17 protein-coding genes are annotated in these 22,361 nt (G+C 61.2%); 14 read left to right on the top strand and 3 right to left on the bottom strand.

The genetic code is table 11. The annotated features are described in order from the left end of the window. Window positions 1–346 precede the first annotated feature (346 nt). The 5 genes from AC0V2S_RS23465 (at window position 347) to AC0V2S_RS23485 (ending at window position 8,838) form a co-directional block, all read left to right on the top strand. Entirely contained in the window at window positions 347–2,179 is a 1,833-nt protein-coding gene (locus AC0V2S_RS23465; RefSeq protein ID WP_475511812.1) for a DUF1302 domain-containing protein, read from the top strand. Between the two features lie 67 nt (window positions 2,180–2,246). After that, on the top strand, window positions 2,247–3,614 hold the full coding sequence (locus tag AC0V2S_RS23470) for a DUF1329 domain-containing protein (protein WP_475511813.1): 1,368 nt from the start codon (window positions 2,247–2,249) through the stop codon (window positions 3,612–3,614). Window positions 3,615–3,837: 223 nt separating this feature from the next. Beyond that, window positions 3,838–4,599 (top strand): alpha/beta hydrolase fold domain-containing protein, encoded by a 762-nt coding sequence (locus tag AC0V2S_RS23475; RefSeq protein ID WP_475511814.1) that lies wholly within the window; start codon window positions 3,838–3,840, stop codon window positions 4,597–4,599. Between the two features lie 52 nt (window positions 4,600–4,651). Continuing rightward, the gene (locus AC0V2S_RS23480) at window positions 4,652–5,998 is read left to right on the top strand and encodes a spinster family MFS transporter (protein WP_475511815.1); all 1,347 of its coding nucleotides are present in this window, start codon (window positions 4,652–4,654) and stop codon (window positions 5,996–5,998) included. Between the two features lie 227 nt (window positions 5,999–6,225). After that, window positions 6,226–8,838, top strand: coding sequence for a LuxR C-terminal-related transcriptional regulator (locus tag AC0V2S_RS23485; protein ID WP_475511816.1), 2,613 nt, complete (start codon window positions 6,226–6,228; stop codon window positions 8,836–8,838). Window positions 8,839–8,884: 46 nt separating this feature from the next. Here the strand turns inward: AC0V2S_RS23485 and AC0V2S_RS23490 are convergent, their stop codons facing one another. After that, window positions 8,885–9,799: a LysR substrate-binding domain-containing protein gene (locus tag AC0V2S_RS23490; RefSeq protein WP_475511817.1), complete on the bottom strand. Its 915-nt coding sequence runs from the start codon at window positions 9,797–9,799 to the stop codon at window positions 8,885–8,887. 149 nt (window positions 9,800–9,948) lie between these two features. Between AC0V2S_RS23490 and AC0V2S_RS23495 the strand changes: the two genes are divergently transcribed. Continuing rightward, window positions 9,949–11,055, top strand: coding sequence for an amidohydrolase family protein (locus AC0V2S_RS23495; RefSeq protein ID WP_475511818.1), 1,107 nt, complete (start codon window positions 9,949–9,951; stop codon window positions 11,053–11,055). Window positions 11,056–11,078: 23 nt separating this feature from the next. On the opposite strand, the gene AC0V2S_RS23500 is transcribed toward AC0V2S_RS23495, so the two are convergent. Continuing rightward, a complete protein-coding gene (locus tag AC0V2S_RS23500; protein ID WP_475511819.1) occupies window positions 11,079–11,792 on the bottom strand; it encodes a GntR family transcriptional regulator in 714 nt (237 codons plus the stop codon). 196 nt (window positions 11,793–11,988) lie between these two features. Between AC0V2S_RS23500 and AC0V2S_RS23505 the strand changes: the two genes are divergently transcribed. The 7 genes from AC0V2S_RS23505 to AC0V2S_RS23535 all read left to right on the top strand — a co-directional run bounded on the left by AC0V2S_RS23505 (window position 11,989) and on the right by AC0V2S_RS23535 (window position 20,111). Further along, the gene (locus tag AC0V2S_RS23505) at window positions 11,989–12,822 is read left to right on the top strand and encodes a fumarylacetoacetate hydrolase family protein (protein ID WP_475511820.1); all 834 of its coding nucleotides are present in this window, start codon (window positions 11,989–11,991) and stop codon (window positions 12,820–12,822) included. Window positions 12,823–12,911: 89 nt separating this feature from the next. Next, window positions 12,912–13,808, top strand: coding sequence for a VOC family protein (locus tag AC0V2S_RS23510; protein ID WP_475511821.1), 897 nt, complete (start codon window positions 12,912–12,914; stop codon window positions 13,806–13,808). Window positions 13,809–13,896: 88 nt separating this feature from the next. Then, window positions 13,897–15,522: a bifunctional 3-(3-hydroxy-phenyl)propionate/3-hydroxycinnamic acid hydroxylase MhpA gene (gene mhpA, locus AC0V2S_RS23515; RefSeq protein ID WP_475511822.1), complete on the top strand. Its 1,626-nt coding sequence runs from the start codon at window positions 13,897–13,899 to the stop codon at window positions 15,520–15,522. A 117-nt stretch (window positions 15,523–15,639) separates the two neighbouring features. Continuing rightward, the gene (locus AC0V2S_RS23520) at window positions 15,640–16,326 is read left to right on the top strand and encodes an outer membrane beta-barrel protein (RefSeq protein ID WP_475511823.1); all 687 of its coding nucleotides are present in this window, start codon (window positions 15,640–15,642) and stop codon (window positions 16,324–16,326) included. Next, window positions 16,296–16,994: an outer membrane beta-barrel protein gene (locus AC0V2S_RS23525; RefSeq protein WP_475511824.1), complete on the top strand. Its 699-nt coding sequence runs from the start codon at window positions 16,296–16,298 to the stop codon at window positions 16,992–16,994. The genes AC0V2S_RS23520 and AC0V2S_RS23525 overlap by 31 nt, the downstream gene beginning before the upstream one ends. A gap of 13 nt (window positions 16,995–17,007) precedes the next feature. Then, complete coding sequence (locus AC0V2S_RS23530; RefSeq protein ID WP_475511825.1) at window positions 17,008–18,255, top strand: MFS transporter; 1,248 nt, start codon at window positions 17,008–17,010, stop codon at window positions 18,253–18,255. 227 nt (window positions 18,256–18,482) lie between these two features. Next, the gene (locus tag AC0V2S_RS23535) at window positions 18,483–20,111 is read left to right on the top strand and encodes a methyl-accepting chemotaxis protein (protein ID WP_475511826.1); all 1,629 of its coding nucleotides are present in this window, start codon (window positions 18,483–18,485) and stop codon (window positions 20,109–20,111) included. Here the strand turns inward: AC0V2S_RS23535 and AC0V2S_RS23540 are convergent. Continuing rightward, complete coding sequence (locus AC0V2S_RS23540) at window positions 20,071–20,550, bottom strand: hypothetical protein (RefSeq protein WP_475511827.1); 480 nt, start codon at window positions 20,548–20,550, stop codon at window positions 20,071–20,073. The two genes, AC0V2S_RS23535 and AC0V2S_RS23540, sit on opposite strands and share 41 nt — an antisense overlap. A 597-nt stretch (window positions 20,551–21,147) precedes the next feature. Here AC0V2S_RS23540 and AC0V2S_RS23545 point away from each other — a divergent pair. Then, a complete protein-coding gene (locus AC0V2S_RS23545; RefSeq protein ID WP_475511828.1) occupies window positions 21,148–22,332 on the top strand; it encodes a tyrosine-type recombinase/integrase in 1,185 nt (394 codons plus the stop codon). Window positions 22,333–22,361 lie beyond the last annotated feature (29 nt).

The raw sequence follows: 22,361 nt of genomic DNA on the forward strand, positions 1-22,361 counted from the left end.
GAAACATGATGAACGGATGAGTCGGTCAACACAGTTAAGGTACGCACCTTATTTTTGTTGCCGAACCAGCGTCAACATCATCCCCGCCAGAAAAACCTCTCACGCCCTTTTGTGCCGTGCCCTTGCTTGCACGAAAGGCGCGCCCCAGAGCGGTCTATCCGACCCTATCAGAAACACGAATAGGCGCCTCAAAAGGGTGAGGAATGACCCCTGCCGGGCAAAAGGATTACACCCGCAAAACCCATCCTTTTTGATGCCCGGCAAAGTTCGTACATTCGTGCAATTACTCCTTGGCCGGTCCGTCGTTAATGTCCCTCACTCCTTAATTCCATCAAGGGAGTGCCACATGACAAAAACAATAAGGCTCGCCGGGTTCACGCCAAAGGCGCTGGCCGTGGCTATCAGTCTGGGCGCCTGCGCTCCAGCGCATGCCATCAACTTCAACATCGGGGAGATCGAGGGACAATTCGACTCAAGCTTGTCCGTGGGCAGTAGCTGGTCTACGGCCAGTCCGGATCAAGACCTTATCGGCCAGGCCAATGGCGGCAAGGGCTTTACCCAAACCAACGACGATGGCCGGCTGAACTTCAAGAGCGGCCAAACCTTCTCGAAAATCTTCAAAGGCATTCATGACCTGGAGCTGAAATACGCCGACACCGGCGTGTTTATCCGCGGCAAGTATTGGTATGACTTTGAACTGAAGGACGAGCACCGCGAGTTCAAAGACATCGACGATCACAACCGCAAGGAAGGCGCGCAATCGTCCGGCGCGCAGATCCTCGATGCGTTTGTTTACCAGAACTACGACATCGCCGATAAACCCGGCTCCGTGCGGCTGGGTAAACAGGTGGTGAGCTGGGGAGAGAGCACCTTTATCGGTAACGGCATCAACTCGATCAACCCGATTGACGTCTCGGCGTTCCGCCGCCCAGGCGCGGAAATCAAGGAAGGTCTGATTCCGGTCAATATGTTCTTTATGCAGCAGAGCTTCACCGACAACCTGTCGGCCGAAGCCTTCTACCAGCTGGAGTGGGACCAGACCGTTATCGATAACTGCGGCACCTTCTTCTCCGGTACCGACGTGGCCGCCGATGGCTGCGACACCAACTACAACGTGCTGCAACCAGCGGCTATCGCGCAGTTGCTGCAGGACAAACAGAACGGCTTGCTGCCGGCCAATATCAACGTCGAGCAAGAAGGCCTGCTGGTTAGCCGTGGGGGCGATCGCGATGCGCGTGACTCGGGCCAGTGGGGGTTGTCGCTGCGCTGGTTGGGCGATGACACCGAGTACGGCGCCTACGCCATGAATTACCACAGCCGCACGCCGATGGTGAGCGTGAAAAACACCAACGTGGCGGGCATCAACTCGGCCCTCAATGCACTGTTATTCCAGGGTAACCTGGACCGTGCAGCGGCCATTCTGACCGGCGGCGGCAGCTACTTCCTGGAATACCCGGAAGACATTCGCCTTTACGGCCTGAGCTTCTCCACCACCCTACCTACCGGTACAGCGTGGTCCGGCGAGGTGAGCTACCGGCCGAATATGCCCATCCAGTTGAACACCACAGACCTCGGCGGGGAGCTGGGTAACACGGTGAACAACGCCTTCCTCGGTGGCCTGGCCAGCGGTGGGTTGGGTGCCGGCGTGGCAGCTGCACGAAGCATGGCCGACTACGAAAGCAAAGGCTATGTGCGCAAGGAAGTCACCCAGGCGCAAACCACCTTTACCCACTTTATCGACCAGTTTATGGGCGCTGAACGGGTAACGCTGGTGGGCGAAGTGGGCGTGACGTACGTCGGCGCAATTGGCGACGAGATGAACAACCGCTTCGGCCGCGATGCCACCTTCAGCGTGCCGGAAGTGGATGCCGCCCGCGACGAATACGGCAACCACGGCTTCTACACCCGCTCCTCCTGGGGCTACCGCGGCCGCGCCATCTGGGACTACAGCAACGTGTTCGCCGGGGTCAACCTCAAGCCCAACGTAGCCTGGTCGCATGACGTCGACGGTACCGGTCCAGTGTTCAACGAAGGCTCCAAAGCGGTGAGTCTGGGGCTGGATGCCGAGTACTTGAACATGTACACCGCCAGCCTCAACTACACGAACTTCTTCGGCGGTGATTACAACATGCAGACCGACCGCGACTTCGTGGCCCTTAGCGTTGGCGTGAACTTCTAAGCCAACCGCAGCGCACCCGTCTTTTTCTGATAACGGCCCGCTCGCGGGCCCTGTAGAGAATCAGTCCATGAATAGAACAAGAACGATATTTTCCGCCATCGCCCTGACCCTGCTCGCCAGCAGCGTCATGGCGGCCGTCCCCCCGGCTGAAGTCGCCAAGCTGGGCACCACCCTCACGCCTATCGGGGCCGAGAAAGCCGGTAACGCCGATGGCAGCATTCCTGCCTATGACGGCGGCCTGCCCACCAACGCCGCACCGGTAACGCCAAACGGCTTCCTCGGCGACCCGTACGCCAGCGAAAAACCGCTGTTCACCATCACCGCGCAAAACGCCGATCAGTACAAAGCCAAGCTGTCCGAAGGGCAGCTGGCGATGTTCAAGCGCTACCCGGACACCTACAAGATTCCGGTATTCGTCACGCACCGCTCGGTCGGTTTGCCGGCTGATGTGCAGCAACGCATCAAGGCTAGCGCCGCGAACGTTTCTCTACTCGAAGGCGGCAGCGGCCTGAAGGGGTTTACCGACAGCCGCTACTACGCCTTCCCGATCCCGCAGAACGGCCTGGAAGTGGTGTGGAACCACGTGACTCGCTACCGCGGCGGCAACTTGCGTCGCCTGTATGTGCAAGCCGCTCCGCAGGTAAACGGCAACTACACCCTGGTGAACTTCGAAGACACCGTGGCCTTCCCCGAGCGCATGCCCGATCTGGATGCCAAAAAAGCCGCTGCCACCTTGCTGATGTTCAAACAGCGCGTCACCGCGCCGGCGCGTATGGCCGGTAACGTGCTGCTGGTGCACGAGACGCTCGACCAGGTGAACGACCCGCGCATGGCGTGGATTTACAACGCTGGCCAACGCCGTGTACGTCGCGCCCCGCAAGTGGGTTACGACGGCCCAGGCACCGCCGCCGACGGCCTGCGCACCTCCGACAACTTCGACATGTTCAACGGCGCGCCAGATCGTTACGACTGGAAATTGGTTGGCAAGAAAGAGATCTACATTCCGTATAACAACTTCCGCCTGGCCAGCCCGAGCGTGAAGTACGCCGACATCCTCACCCCCAACAACCCCAACCCGGCCCTGGCGCGGTATGAGCTGCACCGCGTGTGGGTCGTCGAAGCCACCCTGAAAGAAGGCGAGCGCAACATCTACGCCAAGCGTCGTTTCTATATCGACGAAGACTCGTGGATGATCGCCCTCTCCGACCACTACGACGGTCGCGGCCAACTGTGGCGCGTCGGCGAAGCCATGTTGATGCCCTACTACACCCGGCAGATTCCGGCCACAGCGCTTGAGTCGCTCAATGACCTGATTGCCGGCCGCTACATTGCCGTGGGCCTGAGCAACGAAGAGAAAGAGTTCGTGCAGTTCGACCTCAAAGCCACCGCAGCCGACTTCACTCCGGCGGCGCTGCGAAACGAAGGCGTGCGCTAGTCTTCAGCCAACCTAGCTAACCGGCGGCGCAATGACGTTACTTTCATTGCGCCGCCGGCATTACCGACATTGACTGGAAGCCACCCGTGACGAGCCTGCGTAACCACCTGCTGATTTCCCTGTTGCGCCTGACCAAGCGCAAATCCGGCCTCACGGCCGTGCTGTCCTCCGACACCCTGTTCGCCCGTATGCGGCAAGAAATGCCCGAGCGCCCGAGCAAAAAATGCAGCAATGCATCGATGTCAGCCTGGAGACCTTCAAGGGCTTTGAGCTGTACACCCTCAAACCCAAAACCCCGCGTCCCGGCCAGCATGTGCTGTACCTGCATGGCGGCGCGTATGTGCGTTCCATCACCCGTTATCACTGGCGTCTGCTGCACCAACTGGTGGAAGAACAAGGCTGCACCATCAGCGTGCCGCTCTACCCGCTGGCGCCCGAACACACCTGCGCCCATGCCGTGCCGTTTGCGCTGGACGTGTATGCCCTGGCGCGCGAACGCGCGCCTGGCCAGCCACTGGTGGTGATGGGTGACTCGGCTGGCGGCGGCTTGGCGCTGACGCTGTGTCTGGCCTTGCGTGAACTGGAACGGGCACTGCCTGAACGGCTGATTCTGATTTGCCCATGGGTGGATGTGGAAATGGAGAACCCGGCCATCGCCGCCACCGATCCGTCAGACCCGATGCTCAATGTGCAAGGCCTGCGAACGGCCGGTCGTTTGTGGGCGGGTACGTTGCCGCTCGGGCATCCGTGGCCTAACCCGCTACACGGCGACTTGACCGGCCTGCCGGATATGACGCTGTACGCCGCTACCCGCGACATCGTGCACCACGACAGCCTGGCACTGGCCGCTGCCGCGCGCAGCCAGGGGGTGAAGGTCGACGTGCGCATCGGCGAGGGCATGATCCACGTCTGGCCGCTGTTACCGATACCCGAGGGCCGTGCCGCACGCGCTGAAATCAGTCAGCTGTTACAGCCACCCCGCTAACCCAATTTCTGTTTTCCCGACGTTCGCCTTTGTGGCGGCGCAGAGGCTGCTCATGTCCAAAACCACCTCCGGCTACCCAACCAGCCTCGCCGCCTGGACCACCGTCGCCATTTTGATGGTGGCGTACATGCTGTCGTTTATCGACCGGCAGATTCTCAGTCTGTTGGTGGAACCGATCCGCCGCGACCTGGCCATCAACGACACACAAATGAGCCTGCTGATGGGCTTGTCATTCGCCATTTTCTACACGCTGTGCGGCATTCCGCTGGGGCGCCTGGCCGACACCAAAAGCCGCCGAGGGCTGATCATGTTCGGGGTGATGTTTTGGAGCGCTGCCACCGCTGCCTGCGGCATGGCCAAGCTGTATTGGCAGTTCCTGCTGTGCCGCATTGGCGTAGGCATGGGCGAGGCCGCGCTATCGCCCGCCGCTTATTCGTTGATCGCCGACAGCTTCCCACCCGAGCGCCGCGCCACCGCCATCAGTGTGTATGCCATGGGTATTTACCTGGGTTCCGGTGTGGCCTTTCTACTCGGTGGCCTGGTCATTCATTTCGCCTCTGCCCAGGGCGATTTGCATGTGCCGCTGCTGGGTGAAGTGCGCCCCTGGCAGCTTATTTTTCTGATCCTCGGCGCCGTCGGGCTGCTCTTCAGCCTGGTGGTGCGCACCATCAAGGAACCGCTGCGCCGTGGGGTTGGCGCGGGCGTGAACATGCCGCTCAGTGAAGTGGCCGCCTATATGCGCGCCAACCGGCGCACTGTGCTGTGCCACAACTTCGGCTTCGCCGCCCTGGCTTTCGCCGGCTATGGCAGTGCGGCCTGGATACCCACATTTTTTATACGCACCTTCGGCTGGGACGCCAGCCAGGTCGGCATCGTTTACGGCGGTACCGTGGCGGTGTTCGGTTGCCTGGGCATCGTGTTCGGCGGACGCCTGGCCGACTGGCTGACCAAGCGCGGCAAGACCGACGCGAACATGCGCGTCGGTCTCTACTCCTCGCTGATCGCGCTGCCGCTGGTGCTCACGTTTCCGGTGATCGACAGCGGCTTCTGGGTCGCCGTGCTGATGGCGCCGACGGTGTTCTGCCTGAGTATGCCGTTTGGTGTGGCACCCGCTGCGCTGCAGGAAATCATGCCCAACTCCATGCGCGGTCAGGCCTCGGCCATGTACCTGTTTATCACCACGCTGATCGGCCTTGGCTTGGGCCCCACCAGTGTGGCGCTGGTGACGGACTACGTATTCGCCGACGACCATGCCCTGCGTTACTCGCTACTGCTGATTACTGCATTGGCGGTGAGCACGGCCGCGGTTCTGCTGAGCGTCGGCCTCAAACCGTATCGTATGAGCCTCGATTACTTGCAGCGCTGGACGCCCGAGGCCGATCCGTCGCGACAAGGATGAAGCGATTCGGGCGCGACAAGGATTAGCCGCGCCCTGCTCCTGCCGCCCAGCTGATGATGAGCTATTCATTGCTCGCCGCTATCAGCCACAAGCCCCGTAAACCGGGGCGTTTCATCCTTTTGAATGACACCTGAAAATCCATCTTGGCCGGCGGTTTTCTACTCCTTTGCCCTGTTATCGTCGTCAGCATTCCTTGCCCTGGCCGTGCAGCCACGAGAGAAAAAACCATGGACGAACTCACTGGCGACCTGCCCACCGGCGCCCGCGCCCGCAACCTCGATGCCCTGCTGCCGCGTTTGCCGGCCCACCATGTGCAGCGCTCGCGACTGGCCCAGGGGCTGTTGGCTAGCCGCAGTAGCGTCACCCTGCTCAGCGCCCCGGCCGGCTTTGGCAAAAGCGTGCTGCTCAACGAATGTATCCGCCAGGCCAGCCTCAACACCCGCATCGTCTGGCTCGACCTGCTCGGCAACACCCTTAGCCCCGCCGAACTGCTCGATCGCATCGCCAGCGCCCTGCAAATAACGCCGGGCGACGAAGACGTGCGCAGTGAACTCAGCCATCTGCTGGGCAGCTGCAAATACCCGCTGTGGATCATCCTCGACGACTACCCGCGCCAAGCCAGCCCCGAGCTGGACGAACTGCTCGGCACGCTGCTGGAGCGCACGCCGCACACCGTGCGCTGGTGGATCGGCTGCCGGCGGCGCCCGGCCTGGAACCTGCCGCGTCTGCAACTGCAAGGCGACTTACAGGAAGTAGACGCCCACGCGCTGGCCTTCACCGAGCGCGAACTGGCCACCCTGCTGCACCACCGCGAGGTGAATTGCTCCAGCGAAACCCAGGCGCAGATCCTCGCCAACAGCGACGGCTGGCCGGCCGCCATCGGCCTGACGCTTATTGAAGGCAAGCTCGACACCCTGACCAGCGACAGCGTCTCGCCCCTGCTGCGCGACTACGTCGAACGCGAAGTGCTGGCCGATATCCCGGCCGCGCTGCTCACCCCGTTGCAAACGCTGGCGCATATCCCCCACTTCAACGCCGAGCTCTGCAACCATTTGCTCGCCGGGCACGACGCCGAACAGCTACTCGGCAATCTGCGCGCCCACCATTTACTCGCCAGCGATAACGACACGGGCAATCACTGGGTGAGCCTGTGGGCGCCCTTGGCCCGCGTGCTGCGCGCACACCCGGCGACACAGAGCACGCAGCCGACCCACGTGCGCGCCTGCCAATGGTTTGCTGCGCAAGGTGATGTGCGCGAGGCGGTCAAACATGCGCTTTGGGCCGGCCAGCCCGAGGTGGCCGCCAGTTACCTGCACCGCTATGGCCAGGACCAATTGCTGGTGGGTGAAAGCGTGTCGCAGTTCTTGCACTGGCGCGACGAATTCCCCGCCGAGCTGTTCTCCTGCACACCGCGCCTGGTGATGCTGCAAGTGTGGGCGCTGCTTATCTGTACCCGCCTGGACGAAGCCGAAATCTGCCTCGCCAAACTGGTGAATTTCCTCCCCCAGACCTCAGCCATCCGCCAGCGGCGGCTGCTGTCGCACTATCAGGCGGCTCTCGGCGTATTGAATTGCCTGCGCGGGCTGCCGGAGGCCAAGCAGCATTGCCAGGAGGCGCTTGAAGTATTGGAAGACGAATCCTGGTCGCTGCGTATCCTCTGCCTGCAAACCCTCGCCCAACAAGCCACCGGCGAGCAGCAACTGAGCCTTGGCCGCCAGTACACTCGTGAAGCGCTGCGCCTGGCGCGGGCGAACGGCAATGTGGTGTTCGAAGCGCTGCTAAGTGCCGACCATATTCACCAACTGCTGATCATGGGCGAGTTTGAACAGGCCTGGGATCACACCGAGGAATCGCTGCAACTGCTTAAAAACGCCGGGCTGCGCGGTCCCGTTCTGGCCCGTCTGCAGATGCTGCGCGGCTCCATCCTGGTCACCCGCGGCGAGCCCGCGCAAGCCAAAGCCGCCTTGAAAGAAGGCATTCAGGAAGCCGAACAGTGTGAAGACGCCTACCTGCTGTATGGCTATCTGTGCCTGGCCGACCTGACCAGCAGAGACGGGCAGCTCGATGCCGCACAGCAACTGCTGCGCACCGCCGAGCGAAAAATGCAGCTCTACAACGTGCCCTTGGTTCGCTACCGCGACGCCCTCAACGTGGCGCAGGGCGAACTATGGCTGCTACGCGGCGATGCGGAAAAAGCCAAGCAGGTCTTCATGGAAGTACGCGAACGCTTCAACAGCGAATACGCCATGCCCCCCGCCGGCTTCTACGACCTGCACCTGCGCGCCCGCTTTGACGAAGCCTGCGCCAATATGGCCCTCGGTGACCTGGACGCCGCCCGCCATGGCTTGCAAAACCTGCTCACTGACTGCCAACAAAACGGCCATTACCAATTGGCGGTTTACGTCGGCCTGCGTCTGGCCGAAACCCTCTGGCTGGAACAGCGCAAAACCCTGGCCAATCGGCAGCTCGCGCAAAGCCTCGGCGAGGCCGAACAACAGCAACACCTGCAACCGCTGCTGCACCTTTACCAACGCCAACCCGAATGGCTCGAAGGCGAGCTCGCAGAACTCGACGAAACCACTCTATGGCGCAAAAAACTCCTGCAAGCTACCGATAAAACCCGCACACCGATCATCCCCAGCGAATCGCCACTGAGCAAACGCGAAGCCGCCGTGCTGAAGTTTATCGCCCGCGGCCACTCGAACCTGCAGATTGCCGAAGCAATGTTTATCTCCGTGCACACGGTGAAAACCCATGCTCGCCGGATCAACTCGAAACTAGGCGTGCAGCGCCGGACCCATGCGGTGGCCAAGGCGAAAACTGAAGGGTGGTTGAGTTGAGGCCCGATCTATATAGCTTCTTTTTGGTATGGCCAACGTCAGCAGGCTAACTGCCGCCGCGCTGATCGCCGAACACCCGCGCTGCTCTGCACAGCAGATCCTGAAAATGCTGTGCAGCCGGGGTCAGCAGCACCCCGGCGCGGCGCACCACATAGATAGATGGCGCTGCCAAGGTTTCCCGTACCGCGATGCAGTGCAGGCTCTGTTGCACCATCGGGTGCAGTAGAAATTGCTGCGGCAACAGGGTGAGTAAATCGGAATGGGCCGCCGCCAACAGCATGGTCAAACCCGACTGCGCGTGCAGGTCGATGCGCGGCGCAGGTAACCCATGGCGGGCAAACAGTGGAGCCAATTCGGCGTCGCGGTCTTCGGTGACTGACGTGCTGATCCAGCGCGCCTGCGTCAGTTCAGCCAATTGCCTGGCTGCGCTCAACGGGTGGCCTTTGCGGCAAAAAACCAGGCGCAGATTTTCGAAAAGCAACTCGGCTTCAAGGTTTTTCACTAGCGCCTTTTCGGTAAGCGGACCGATGTAAAAGTCCAGCTCCCCGCGTTCCAGGCCCAATTGCATACGCGGCAACAGACCTTCGACAATCGTCAACTTGGCGTTGGCAAAGCGCTTTTTGAACGGTGCCAGCGCCTTGGGCAACAGCGCCAAATGCGGCACGGTCGAAAGCCCCACTCTTACCTGTCCGCCGCTGCCTTCCAACAACTGTTCCACTTCATCGCGCGCGCTTTGCATGTCGCGCAGCATAGCCGCCGCGCGCACCAGATAACGCTCACCGATCAGGGTTGGTACCACACCAGTGGAGCGTCGTTCGAACAAAGCTGTGCCCAGGCTTTGCTCTACCTCACGAATGCTGCGGGTGATGGCCGGCTGGGCGATGTTCAGATGCCGGGCAGCGGCGCGCAGGCTGCCGTGTTCGGCAACGGCGACGATGTCACGCAGGTGATTTAGCTTCATGTCTTCTCCTAGATGTACAAAATCTCGGCCTGCGCACAATCCTACAGGCGATAACAATTAAGTATCGCCCATCAAAACTTGCCATCTTCCCGGGCCAAATTACCTCCTCGACACTCCGCGCAAACAACAAAAGCGCAAGGAGTTCGAGCATGTTCAAACCCACCCGTCGTACCTTTCTGGCCTCAGCCACTACGGCCGTCGCGGCCACTGCCCTCGGCGCCCACGGTGCGGTGCTGGCGGCAGACACCGCGCCCGTTGCCAGTGTCGGTTGCGCCTGCGGCCTGGTCGATGTGCATACCCATTACCTGCCGCCCCTGTATGCCCAGGCCCTGGCCGATGCAGGACTGGTAAAACTCGATGGCGGGTTTCCGGTACCCAAGTGGTCCGAGCAAGCGGTGCTGGACCATATGGCCAAGCACAACATCGAAGCGGTAATGCTCTCGGTCACCTCGCCCTCGGTGGGTTTTCTTAAAGATCGTGAGGCGCGGCGCAAGATGGCGCGCTACCTCAATGAATATGCCGCCGATGTGGTGAAACGCTACCCGGGCAAATTCGGCGCATTCGCCACGTTGCCGCTTGAGGATTTCGACGATGCCATGGCCGAGCTGGAATACGCCCTGGACCATCTGCACCTGGACGGCGTGATCGTCGAGAGCAATACCGATGGCGTGTACCTCGGCAACCCCAAGCTGGAGCCGTTGTTCGCGGCGCTGGACAAGCGCAAATCCACCCTGTTTCTGCACCCCACCTCGCCGGCTTGTTTCGAAGCCGTGGGCCTCGGGCGCCCGGCGCCGATTCTGGAATTCCCGCTGGATACCGCGCGCACCCTTACAGATCTGATCTACGCCGGCACCCTCACCCGCCACCCCAACCTGCGCATGATCGTGCCCCACGCGGGCGGCGCGTTGCCGTCGGTGGCGCACCGCATTGCGATGTTTTCCACGCTGCCGTTTCTGGAGCAGAAACCGGCCGGCGGTGCCGATGAAGTGCGCAAGGTAATCAGCTCGCTGTACTTCGACCTGGCCGGCTCCGCCAACGATGGGGCGGTGGCGGCGCTGCGGCGGCTGACCTCGAATGACCACATTCTGTTTGGCAGCGACTTCCCGTTTACCCCGGCTGCGGGCGTGGAGGCGAACGTAAAAGCCACTCGGGCGCTGACCGGGCTGACAACGGCCGAGCACGAAGGCATTGCCCGCAACAACGCCTATGCGCTGTTCCCGCGTTTGCATAAAGCAGCGGTGAAGGCGGCGACGTGAGTTCGCGAGCGATGGCGGCGCGCTTAGCGCCGCCCTTTGGCCAGCAGTTCGTGGTTCAGCACGTTCTGCGTGGTGGTCTGGTAGTGCTCCGCGAGCAGCGCGCAGGCGGTGTCGATGTCTTTGGCCAGGGCCGCATCAAGCAGCCGCCGGTGTTCGTGCGGCACGTCGCGCGCGGCGCTGTCGAGGTAGTGCATCGACAGCACCCGGTAACGCGCGGTCTGGTCGCGCAGCATGTTGGAGAAGCGCAGCAGCCACGACGACCCGCAGTTGGACAGCAGCGCCGCATGGAAGGCCTCGTGAGCGTTCTCCCAGTCCGGGCGCAGCAGGCGGTCGGGGCCTTCGACTACCGGCAGTCGGTCGAGCCGGTGGTGAGCGGCGATCACCCGGCTTTCCCAGTCGACATCGCCGTTGGCGATGGACAGCGCCAGCGCCTTGCATTCGATGTGTAGGCGCGCCTGGGTGATGTCGAGGATTTCTTCCGCAGAAATGCGCCCGACGCTAAAGCCTTTCTGGTCGGCCGAAGTGACAAAGCCGGTGGCCGCCAACCGCGACAGCGCTTCACGCAGAGGAATCACGCCGGCGTCGTACGACTCGGCCAGTTCCTTCAGGCGCAGGCGGCTGCCGGGTACCAGCTTGCCGTTGATGATGTCCTGGCGCACCCGCGCTTCGAGTTGCGAGGCCATGGTGCGTTTGTCGGCCACTTCAAGCGGTTCAGTCCAGCGTTCGAGCTTGTTCATGAAAAATCCTGCGCTATCGCATCTGGGCCGAATCATACACATCCGGCGTTTTGTCGAAAATCTCAACAAAATATATTTTTGTGTTGACGTTATATTTTCTCAGGATTAATTTTGCTCCCACTCCTGCCGCTGGGCAGAGCAACAAGAAAACAGACGGCAGCGCTCAACCTGCCGCGAACCACAAGAGGTCTGTGCCATGCGTTATGTGTATTTCAACCATCAAGGCCGCGCTGTACTGGGCGTTCGTACCAACGAAGGCGTGAAAGTGCTGGGCGAAGAAACTCTGGAATCGTTGCTCGCCCGTGGCGTCGACCTCACCACTTACGGCAACCAGGCCCAGGGTCCGGTGGTTGAAATTGGCGAACAGGATTACCTGCCGCTGATGCGCAAACCCGGCAAGATCATCTGTGTGGGCCTCAACTACGCCGACCACACCAAAGAGTCGCCGTATGCCCAGCCGGACTACCCAACACTGTTCCCGCGCTTCAACAGCAGCCTGACCGCCCACAACAAACCGCTGATTCGCCCACGTATTTCCGACACCCTCGACTACGAAGGCGAGATGGCCGTGGTGCTCAAAAGCGGCGGCCGGCATATCAGCAAGGAAAACGCGCTCGACCACGTGGCCGGTTACGCGCTGTTCAACGAAGGCTCGGTGCGCGAATACCAGTTCAAGTCGCCACAGTGGACCGTGGGCAAGAACTTCGATGACACCGGCGCCTTCGGCCCCGACCTGGTCACCGCCGACGAACTGCCAGCCGGCGGCAAGGGCCTGCTGTTGCAGACCAAGGTGAACGGCAAGGTGGTTCAGGCGGCCAACACCACCGACATGCTGTTCGACGTGGCCACCGTCATTGCCACGCTGAGTGAAGCGGTCACCCTGGAAGCCGGCGACGTGATCGTCAGCGGCACCCCGGCCGGCGTTGGTTTCGGCATGGACCCCAAGGTGTACCTCAAGGCCGGTGACGTGGTGGAAGTGTCCATCGAAGGCATCGGCTCGCTGGTCAACCCGATCGTCGACGAGGCCTGATCAGGCCCGTAAGACGCACGCTTCGATAGAAAAAAGCGAAGCCCCCGAACTCCGGGGCTTCGACTACAACAAGAACGAAGGAGGCGATCATGAGTGCTGTGCATTCAATCGATCATTACGCGCTGAACGTTCCCTCGCTGAAGGTGGCGCAGCAGTTCTTCGAAAGCTTTGGTCTGGAAGTTCGTGACCTTGGCGAAGAACTGCAACTGCTCGCCGGCGATGGCCATGTGTGGACCCGCGTACTGCCGGCGGCGAGCAAGTCGTTGGCCTATCTCAGTTTCAATTGCTTCGCCGCCGATTTTGCCAGCCTGCGCCAGCAGGTGGAAAGCAGCGGCATGCGCTTCGTCGATGGCGACGGCGTGGGCTTCTGGTTTTACGACCCGGACGGCAACCTGCTGCAAGTGAAAGTGGGCGCCAAACATATGCCCGACGAACCTGCCGTGCTGTCGGCCAAAGCCCCGCAGGTACGCGGCACCGGCACCCGCGCCGATGTCACCCAGGTACGCCCGCGGCGCTTGTCCCACGTGCTGTTGTTCAGCCCAGACGTAACCCGCGCCGTGGCGTTCTACAACCAGGCACTGGGCCTCAAGCTCTCCGACCACTCGCAAGACATCATCGCCTTCACCCACGCGCCGCACGGCTGCGATCACCATCTGGTGGCGTTCTGCAAAAGCAGCGCGAAAGGCTTTCACCACGCTGCGTGGGAAGTGCCGGATATCGACAGCGTCGGCAATGGCGCGGCGCAGATGGCGGCGGCCGGGCATGTGGAAGGTTGGGGTACCGGGCGGCATTGCCTGGGCTCGAACTACTTCCACTACGTGCGCGACCCTTGGGGTTCGTTCTGCGAATACTCGGCGCATATGGATTACATCGACGCTGGCAGCGAATGGCCGGCCGGTGATTTTCCGCCGGAAAACTCCCTGTACCTGTGGGGCCCGGCCGTACCCGATTACTTCATTTTCAACACCGAAGCGCCGCCAGCGTAACGCTCGCTGCCCCGCTCTACCCCCGCTCCGGCGGCTGTACCCGCAGCCGCAACGGGCTCGGCTGGTCTACTGAAAGACGAGGTTGTGCATGAACAACAATAAAATGCTGGATGTCGCGATTGTCGGTTACGGCCCAGTGGGCCAAACCCTGGCCATTCTGCTCGGCCGTATGGGCTACAACGTGGCCGTGTACGAGCGCTGGCAAACCCTTTACCCGCTGCCGCGTGCGGTGTTCCACGACCACGAGATTCGCCGGGTATTTCGCCTGATGGGTCTGGGCAGCGAGCTGGACGACATTTCCCAGCCGTCTGCCTGCTACCAGTGGTTCAACGCCGACTGGAAAGTGCTGGTGGAAATCGACTGGTCGGCCGAGTCGATCAGCGACGGCCCCTTCGGTTACCTGTTTAACCAGCCCTCGCTGGAAGCCATTCTGGATGCCAAGGCCAAGTCGATCGGCAACGTCGACGTGCACCAGGGCTTTGAAGTACTCGGCATCGCTCAGAATGCCGACCACGCCGAACTGCGTCTGCGCCGCACCGCCATTGACGGCGAGCCGGCCGGTGAAGAACACCTGGTGCGCGCTCGCTACGTGATTGGTGCCGACGGCGCCAACAGCGTGGTGCGCCGCGAGTTGGGCATTGAATGGCACGACCTGGGTTTTGAAGAAGACTGGCTGGTGGTCGACCTGCAACCCAAGCCCGGCGTAGAGCTGGATGTGCCGGACATCGGCCAGTGGTGCAACCCGGCCCGCCCCACCACCATGGTGCCCGGCGGCCCTGGCTACCGCCGCTGGGAGTTTATGCGCCTGCCCCATGAAACCCTCGAAGACCTGCAAAGCACCGACAAGGTCTGGGAGCTGCTCGCCCCCTGGGTGAACCCCAGCACCGCCACCCTGGTGCGCCACGCCGTGTACCAATTCCGTTCGCGCATTGCCGAAACCTGGCACCGCGGCCGCCTGCTGATTGCCGGCGATGCGGCGCACCTGATGCCGCCGTTTATGGGCCAGGGCATGTGCTCGGGCATTCGCGATGCGTGGAACCTGTCCTGGCGCCTGGACCTGATTCTCAAGGGCACCTGCCCCGCCAGCCTGCTGGAAGGCTACACGCCAGAACGCAAACCGCAGATTCGCGCGGTGATCGACGCCTCGGTGGAAATGGGCAAGGTGGTGTGCGTCGCCGACCCGGTCGCTGCCGCCGAACGCGATGCGGCATTTTTGTCTGGCAACGTGCCGCCGCTACCGCCCTTCCCCGGCCTGGTCGACGGCCTGATCTACAAAACCCGTAGCGGTTTGCCGGCCGGCCCGGCGGGCAGCCTGAGCGTGCACGGCAACATCGAAGTGGACCAACGCACCCTGCGTTTTGACGAAGCCTTCGGCCGTGGCTTCCAGTTGATCAGCATCGGCGAAGACCCTTTGCCGGCACTGAGCAACGAACAGCGCGCCTTCCTCGACCGCCTTGGCGTGCGCAGCGTTCGCCTGTCGCAAGACGGCGCGGCCGGCACCTGCCGCGACGTGTCGGGCAAGTACCACGATTTCTTCCGCGCCGAAGGCTTGCAGGCGGTGTTGGTGCGGCCGGACTTCTACATCTTCGGCGGCGTCAGTCGCCTGAGCGAGCTACAGGATCTGGTCACTGCCTTGCGCAATGGCCTGGGTCTGGGGCAGAGCGGCACCGGCAGCAGCGCCGCTGCCGTGCATGCCATGGCGGGGGGGCTGTAAGCAGCCGCCATTTCGTTTTACCCACACGCAATACATGAGCAGAGCAGTGCCGGCATTGGGGCGCCAGGTGGCGTCCCGTGCCTGATTCGATAACAACAACAAAAGAAGAGAACCACCATGCACAACATCAAGGTGAAAACGCTTGGTGCGGTTTTGGCCGCCCTGGCAATTGTCGACGCCCATGCAGGCGACGCTGTCACTCCAGGCGAAGGCGCCCTGTTCAAGAGCGTTTTCGGAGACACCCTGGAACGCGATTACGGCATCAAAGTCTCCGGCCTGATCGACATTGGCTACTCACGCAACAACCGCTCCACCAGCGACGAACGCGAAGACGGCACCAGCAACCTGCCCGTCACCGGGCTCTCCGACGAAGGTCTGGAATTCGGAAGCTTTCACATCTTTATCGACAAGCCGCTCAAAGCCAATTTCGTACCCCGTGTCACTCCGCTGCCCGGCCCCAAACCCGAGCAGGCCGACTTCGGTTTCACCTTCGAATCCAACTACGGCCGCAACGCCCAGTTTGCCCGCACCTATGGCTGGGACATGGGCTGGAACACCAACGAACAGGACGCCGGCAAAGCCGCCCGCGACAAGAAACGCTTCCTCGCCATTCCCAATATCGCCGCCACCGGTTACGTGCCCTGGGGCACCGGCTTTACCGTGATGGCCGGGGTGTTCGGCAGCTCCATCGGCTACGAAATTCCGCCCAACGTGCGCGCCGCCCGCAACCCGTTACCGAGTAAACCCTATTCCTTCGTGTCCGGCCCGGCACGGTGGCCGGCGCCCTGCTCGGCACCCGCTTGATGAATAACGACAACGGCCTGCTCGGCGTTGAACTGGGCCCGGTACGCGGCTGGGAAAACATCCGCGACAACAACGACAGCACCTCGGTGATGGGCGCCCTGCGCTGGCGCAGCACAGACATGACCACCTGGGTCGATTACGAGTTCATCGCCGGCAACGAACAGAACGACAGCCGCAGCGATGTGCAAATGCCGACCTCGCGGATTATCTCGGCCGACAACCAGTTCAAGCAGCACCACTCCCTGAATGGCTGGCACAAGTTCGATGACAAGTGGTCGCTGGGCGCCGAAGTGGTATATGGCCGCCAGGAAGGCGACGGCAAACGGACCACCATCGACGTGCCCACCGGCCCAGGTTTCGACGGCGCCAAGTGGTGGGGCATCAACTCCACCGTGTCGTACAAGATCCAGCCGGACCTGACCTTCTCGGTGCGCGGCGAACGCTTCAGCGACCCCGACGGCTTTGTGCAATTCCCCACCACCTTCGGCGCACGCGGCGATTACAACGCCATCACTGCGGGGTTCCGATACGACCTCAACGGCCACGTCACCATTCGCCCGGAGCTGCGTTACGACTGGTTCGACGCCCGTGAACACGATCGCCCGTACGGCAATGGCCGCGACAGCGACCGCCTCGGCGCGATGATCGAAACCCTCTTCTACTTCTAACCGGAGCCTTGCCATGTCTACCGACAACAACAAATGGAATGCCCGCTACGAATACGCCGCCGTGGCCATGCTGGCCCTGGGTTTCGGCTTGGTGGGGCTGGACCGCTTTATCATCCTGCCGCTGTTTCCAGTGATGATGAAAGACCTCAACCTGAACTATCAGGACCTGGGTAATATCTCCGCCGCGCTGGCAATTGCCTGGGGTATTTCCTCGATATTCATGGGGCGCCTGTCCGACCGCATCGGCCGGCGCAAGGTGCTGATTCCCTCAGTGCTGTTGTTCTCCCTGCTGGCTGGTCTCTCGGGGCTGGCCACCGGCGTCGGCGCCTTACTGGTGATTCGCGCAGTGATGGGCATTTCCGAAGGGGCGTTCACCCCGAACGCCATTGCAGCCACGGCCGAGTCATCGCACCCGTCGCGGCGCGGGTTGAACATCGGCATTCAGCAGGCGTTCTTCCCGATTATCGGCCTGGGCCTGGCGCCGATCATTGCCACGCAATTGCTGCTGTTGGTGCCGTCGTGGCGCTGGGTGTTTGTGATCGTTTCGCTGCCCGGTTTTATTCTGGCCTGGGTGATGTACCGCAAGCTCAAGGAAACCGTGCCCGCCGTTATCGCCAGCAGCGAACCGGCGCCCAAAGGCCACTGGCTGGCGGCGCTGCGCTACCGCAATGTGCCGCTCAATATCATCGGCATGTTCTGCATGCTCACCAGCCTGTTCGTGCTGACCGTGATGATGCCCAACTACCTCATGGACTACCTGCACCTTGAAGTGCAGCAGATGGGCTTTGTGATGTCGGCCATTGGCCTGGGTGGGTTTCTCGGCCAACTGGTGATGCCGGCGTTGTCTGACCGCGTCGGGCGCAAACCGGTGGTGCTGTTGTCGTTCGTGGCCACCGGGCTCTCGATCTGGCTGCTGAGCCGTACCGGTGCTGAGCCCGTTACGTTGTTCACCCTGCTGTTCACCACCACGTTTTTCAACTTCAGCATGATCTGCATGACGGTCGGCCCGCTAACGGCGGAGTCGGTGCCAGCGGCGCTCACCTCCACCGCGACTGGGCTGGTGATTGGTATCGGTGAAGTGTTTGGTGGCGGTGTGGCGCCAGCACTGGCGGGGTATATCGCGCAGAACCATGGCATTGAAAACACCCTTTACCTGGCGTTGGGTGGCGTGGCCGTGGGGTTGGTGGTGGCGTTGTTCTTGCGCGAAACCGCCCCGCAGCGCGTTCAGCAAAAAGCAGAGGCGGCCGCCAAGGTCGCCTGATTGGATTCACTCTGCCTGCAGAGGACAGGACGTCGGAATGGGAGCGCCGGTCTCGGAAAGAACGGGCGCCCCTGTCATGCACAAGGCCGTGCATGCCACCGCCCGGTGCCACGAACACCGGGCGGTGCTTTTCCCCAGCGCTACAAGAGGCCCGCGCGGTCTGGCCACAAGCCAGGTTGGCGCGGGTTTTTACGTAGCATTGACGTAACGGCGCAGAGGTAGTTGCCATGACAATATTGCGTAATCTCAAGCTCGCGCCACGCTCGGCGCTGAGCTTTGGTCTGATCGGTTTAATTGTGCTGTTGCTGGGGCTGTTTGCCCTAGAGCGCGTGCATCGCCTGAGCATGCAAGCCGAGGTGATCGACCAGCGTTGGGTACCGGGCCTGCTGCGCTTGGAAGCCCTGAACAAAACCATGAACCGCGCCGGCGTGATGACCTTTCGTATGGTTGTGCTGCGCAGCCCTGCGGCGCTGCGAGACAACCAAGCCGGGCTGCAACAAGCACTCGCCGAAGCACAAACTCTGCAGGACGCGCTTGCCCAGCACCTGCGACAACCCGAAGAACGCGCCTTGTTCGAGCGCTACCAACAAAACGCCCAGGCCTTTGGCCGCGCGCGCCAAGCGGTAATAGACCTGGCCGCAACTGGCAAACTCGACGACGCCATTGCCGCGCTCAACGGCCCTATAGACAGCCAGGCACTGCAACTGGCCATCAGCGCCGAAGCCTTGGGCACCTACTATCTGACCAACTACCAGCAGGCCGCCGAGCAGGCTCAAGAAGCGCGGGCCTCTGCAGTGCTCGGCATTGTCATCGCCCTGTTGGCGGCCGCGCTGGCCACCTTGCTACTGGCCGTGCTCTACACCCGCAGCCTGCTGCAACCGTTGGCCGAGGCGTTGAGCATTGCCCAGGCCGTCGCCGCCGGTCAGCTGACGCGCCGCATTGACGAACAGGGCAAAGACGAGCCCGCGCAGTTGCTGCAAGCGCTTAGCACGATGCAGGGCAACCTGCGCCAGACCCTGCAACAAATGTCCGCTTCGGCCAGCGAACTGAGCGGCGCAGCCAACAATCTGCAACAGATAACCGAAGACTCGACGCGCACCCTGCACGCGCAAAATGCCGAACTGGAGCAGGCCGCCACGGCGGTGAATGAAATGACCGTGGCCGTCGATGAAGTGGCGCGCAACGCCGTGTCCACCGCCGAAGCCTCGCAGATCTGCGACAACGCCACCCGCGCCGGTCAGACGCAGGTGAGCAACACCCTGCACTCCATTACCCAACTCGCCGACGACGTCACCCAGGCCGGCGCGCGGGTACACGACCTGGCGGCCAGCGTTGAAGGTATCGGGCGCATGCTCGACGTGATTCGCGCCATTGCCGAACAAACCAACTTGCTCGCCCTTAACGCCGCCATCGAAGCCGCCCGTGCGGGGGAAGCCGGCCGTGGCTTCGCGGTGGTGGCCGACGAGGTGCGCGCCCTCGCCCATCGCACGCAGCAATCGACCGGTGAAATCGAGCAGATGATGGCCTCGGTCAGCACCGTCACCTCCCACGCATTGGGTGCGATGCAAGGTAGTCGCGAACGCGCCAACGCCACGCTGACCATGGCCCGCGGCGCCGGCGAAGCCCTGCAGCAGATCACCGCCAGCATCGAACAGATCAGCGCACGCAACCTGGTGATCGCCAGCGCCTCGGAGGAGCAAGCGCAGGTAGCCCGCGAAGTGGACCGCAACCTGGTGAGCATTCGTGACAACGCAGTCGAGTCCGCTAATAGCGCCGCAACGACCCGCATCGCCAGCGAAAAGCTTACCCAGCTCGCTAGCGGTCTTCACGACATGGTGGCGCAGTTCCAGAAATGACCACAAAACCTATTGCTGCAACTGTGATGACGGCAGAGCCAGCGCTATTGAGGGTCATACGCGGAACGACGGTCAGGTGGTTTCCCATAATTGCCAGCGCGCGGGCATCGTCACGTGCCCACTTCTCTTGAATGCGCTTGGCTGCTTCGGCCTGTTTAGGGAGCAGCGGAAGGTAATCATCGCTTCCAAAAACTGGTGCAGTCTCAGCGGAAACACCGGGATCGATGCCTCCAATGTGTTCCAGCGGATCGGTGAGGAACACTGACAGCGACACGTGGATCAAGCCGGAACATCTTCCTTCAAAGAAAATCTCCGCCAAGCTATCGAGCTGTTCCGCTGGCATACAAACAGATTCAGCACCATCTGAAGAATTGAACATTTGGAATACCTCGAGAGAAGTGGCTACTTCTTCAAGATATCCCGATGCCAGAAAACGCAAGCTCGATCCGAAGCGCCCCCCCCTGAAAGCCTCATTGCAGGACTGCTGGTCTGCATAGAGAAGTTACTTTCCCCAACGTCCCATCACCTTTGATCGACCAAGCAAGGCCACTTGCATACGGCAGTTCTCATGGTCAGATGAAGGTTGCCCGATTGGCGCGCGGGGTGTCCTCCATACGGAAAAGCACCTTTCCAACTGGCGACTCCAACGCATTCGAGTGCGCTCCTCAGCATTCAGATCCAGAAGCTCCGACCCTCGTTTGGGTACGAATACAGGCTTACCAGCGACAAATTCCGATCACGATGATCCAGCAGACATCGTTGAGGAAAGACTTACCCATGAGCAACAAACACAAGGCAATAGCCGACGGGATCGCAGCAGCTTCGTGCGTCCAGCCAGGAGCGCTGCGTTGGGAACGGCGATGAGCGCCGTGGTCGGTTCGGGCGACATGGACAAAGTCTCCGAAGAACAAATGGCGGAATTACTGGGTACTACAAAACGGGCACTACAAGCCCGGCGCGCGCGCGAACAAATCCCGGAAGGGGTTTGGATCAAAACCGGTCGCCACATTATTTACAGCAAGCGGAGATATGACGAATGGCTAGAAAGCCAATGGATATGCCCACCGGGGTGGAAGTTTTCCGCACCTCACTGCGCATCCGGTTCACCTGGAACGGACGCCGTTGCAGCGAAACGCTCCCGTATCCCGTCACGCCGAAAGGGATCGCAGCTGCATCCCTTCTTAGAGATCAAGTAACTCGTCTGTCCAAAATGGGCTTGCTGGACGACGCCAAGTACGCCGAGCTGTTCCCCAGTTCGACAATACCGGTGGGTGGTGTGACGTGTTTTGGGGAGTTCGCTCAGCTCTGGCTGGACAGTAGGGAAATAACGGACGGTACCCGCGTTAACTACAAAAGCATCCTCAACCAATATTGGATGCCGAAGTTAGCGCTCGTTCGGATCGACCTTATTACCTCAACGTTGCTACGTCGCATCATTGCCTGTACGAAATGGACATCCTCCGGCGTAAAGCGAAATGCGCTCGTCAAAATCTCCACCATTTTAAAGGCGGCAGTAGCGGACGGTGTGATTGAGCGAAACCCTGCAGAGGCGTTGGAAAAACCAAAACGCTCGCGCAAAGAGATCGACCCGTTCACCCAGGATGAGGCGGAACGCATCGTTGATCGGCTTTACCTACACGAGCATTGGCCGAGCTCAATCTACGCAGCGTTCTACGAGTTCGTTTTCTTTACTGGATTGCGCCTGTCGGAAGCTTTGGCTCTGCGCTGGGATGCAGTCGACCTAAATAAAAAGGTGGCGCATGTCTGTCGTACTGTCGCGCTGGGTGTCATTGAAGAACGCACCAAAACCGGTGGCGACCGCTTCGTTTTGCTAAACGAGCGAGCAATGCATGCTTTAACGTTTGCCAAAGCCTACGCAGAACGCCGGAACTCGGGGGTAGGAAAGGTGACAGAAACCCCCTATGTGTTCCCGCCGTCCAAAAACAACGAATACGTCAAGCAGACGTCCGACCTGCACCACCAATGGCGTCCGGTCTTGAAAGCACTAGGCGTCCGTTATCGGCCGCCGTACAACTGCCGTCATACCTATGCGACAATATGCTTAATGTCTGGCATGAACCCCGCATTCATATCCCAGCAGCTCGGCCATTCCGTGCAGATGCTGCTTTCTACGTATGCCCGCTGGATCAACTCAAGCTCCGATTGGAGCGAACTGGAAAAGCTTAATATCGGTATCAAATCGGTATCAGGCAAATCCTGACACCTCTAAGTTATTGATAGGTAAGCCCT

It is taken from the genome of Pseudomonas sp. CC11G, from assembly GCF_056174845.1.

Excerpts from the sequence above, each read along its gene's own strand:
- AC0V2S_RS23520 (WP_475511823.1), top strand. The coding sequence starts at position 15,640 with ATGCACAACATCAAGGTGAAAACGCTTGGTGCGGTTTTGGCCGCCCTG.
- AC0V2S_RS23545 (WP_475511828.1), top strand. The coding sequence starts at position 21,148 with ATGGCTAGAAAGCCAATGGATATGCCCACCGGGGTGGAAGTTTTCCGC.
- AC0V2S_RS23500 (WP_475511819.1), bottom strand. The coding sequence starts at position 11,792 with ATGAACAAGCTCGAACGCTGGACTGAACCGCTTGAAGTGGCCGACAAA.
- AC0V2S_RS23490 (WP_475511817.1), bottom strand. The coding sequence starts at position 9,799 with ATGAAGCTAAATCACCTGCGTGACATCGTCGCCGTTGCCGAACACGGC.
- AC0V2S_RS23470 (WP_475511813.1), top strand. The coding sequence starts at position 2,247 with ATGAATAGAACAAGAACGATATTTTCCGCCATCGCCCTGACCCTGCTC.
- mhpA (WP_475511822.1), top strand. The coding sequence starts at position 13,897 with ATGAACAACAATAAAATGCTGGATGTCGCGATTGTCGGTTACGGCCCA.
- AC0V2S_RS23505 (WP_475511820.1), top strand. The coding sequence starts at position 11,989 with ATGCGTTATGTGTATTTCAACCATCAAGGCCGCGCTGTACTGGGCGTT.
- AC0V2S_RS23485 (WP_475511816.1), top strand. The coding sequence starts at position 6,226 with ATGGACGAACTCACTGGCGACCTGCCCACCGGCGCCCGCGCCCGCAAC.
- AC0V2S_RS23480 (WP_475511815.1), top strand. The coding sequence starts at position 4,652 with ATGTCCAAAACCACCTCCGGCTACCCAACCAGCCTCGCCGCCTGGACC.
- AC0V2S_RS23510 (WP_475511821.1), top strand. The coding sequence starts at position 12,912 with ATGAGTGCTGTGCATTCAATCGATCATTACGCGCTGAACGTTCCCTCG.
- AC0V2S_RS23530 (WP_475511825.1), top strand. The coding sequence starts at position 17,008 with ATGTCTACCGACAACAACAAATGGAATGCCCGCTACGAATACGCCGCC.
- AC0V2S_RS23535 (WP_475511826.1), top strand. The coding sequence starts at position 18,483 with ATGACAATATTGCGTAATCTCAAGCTCGCGCCACGCTCGGCGCTGAGC.
- AC0V2S_RS23495 (WP_475511818.1), top strand. The coding sequence starts at position 9,949 with ATGTTCAAACCCACCCGTCGTACCTTTCTGGCCTCAGCCACTACGGCC.
- AC0V2S_RS23465 (WP_475511812.1), top strand. The coding sequence starts at position 347 with ATGACAAAAACAATAAGGCTCGCCGGGTTCACGCCAAAGGCGCTGGCC.
- AC0V2S_RS23475 (WP_475511814.1), top strand. The coding sequence starts at position 3,838 with ATGCAGCAATGCATCGATGTCAGCCTGGAGACCTTCAAGGGCTTTGAG.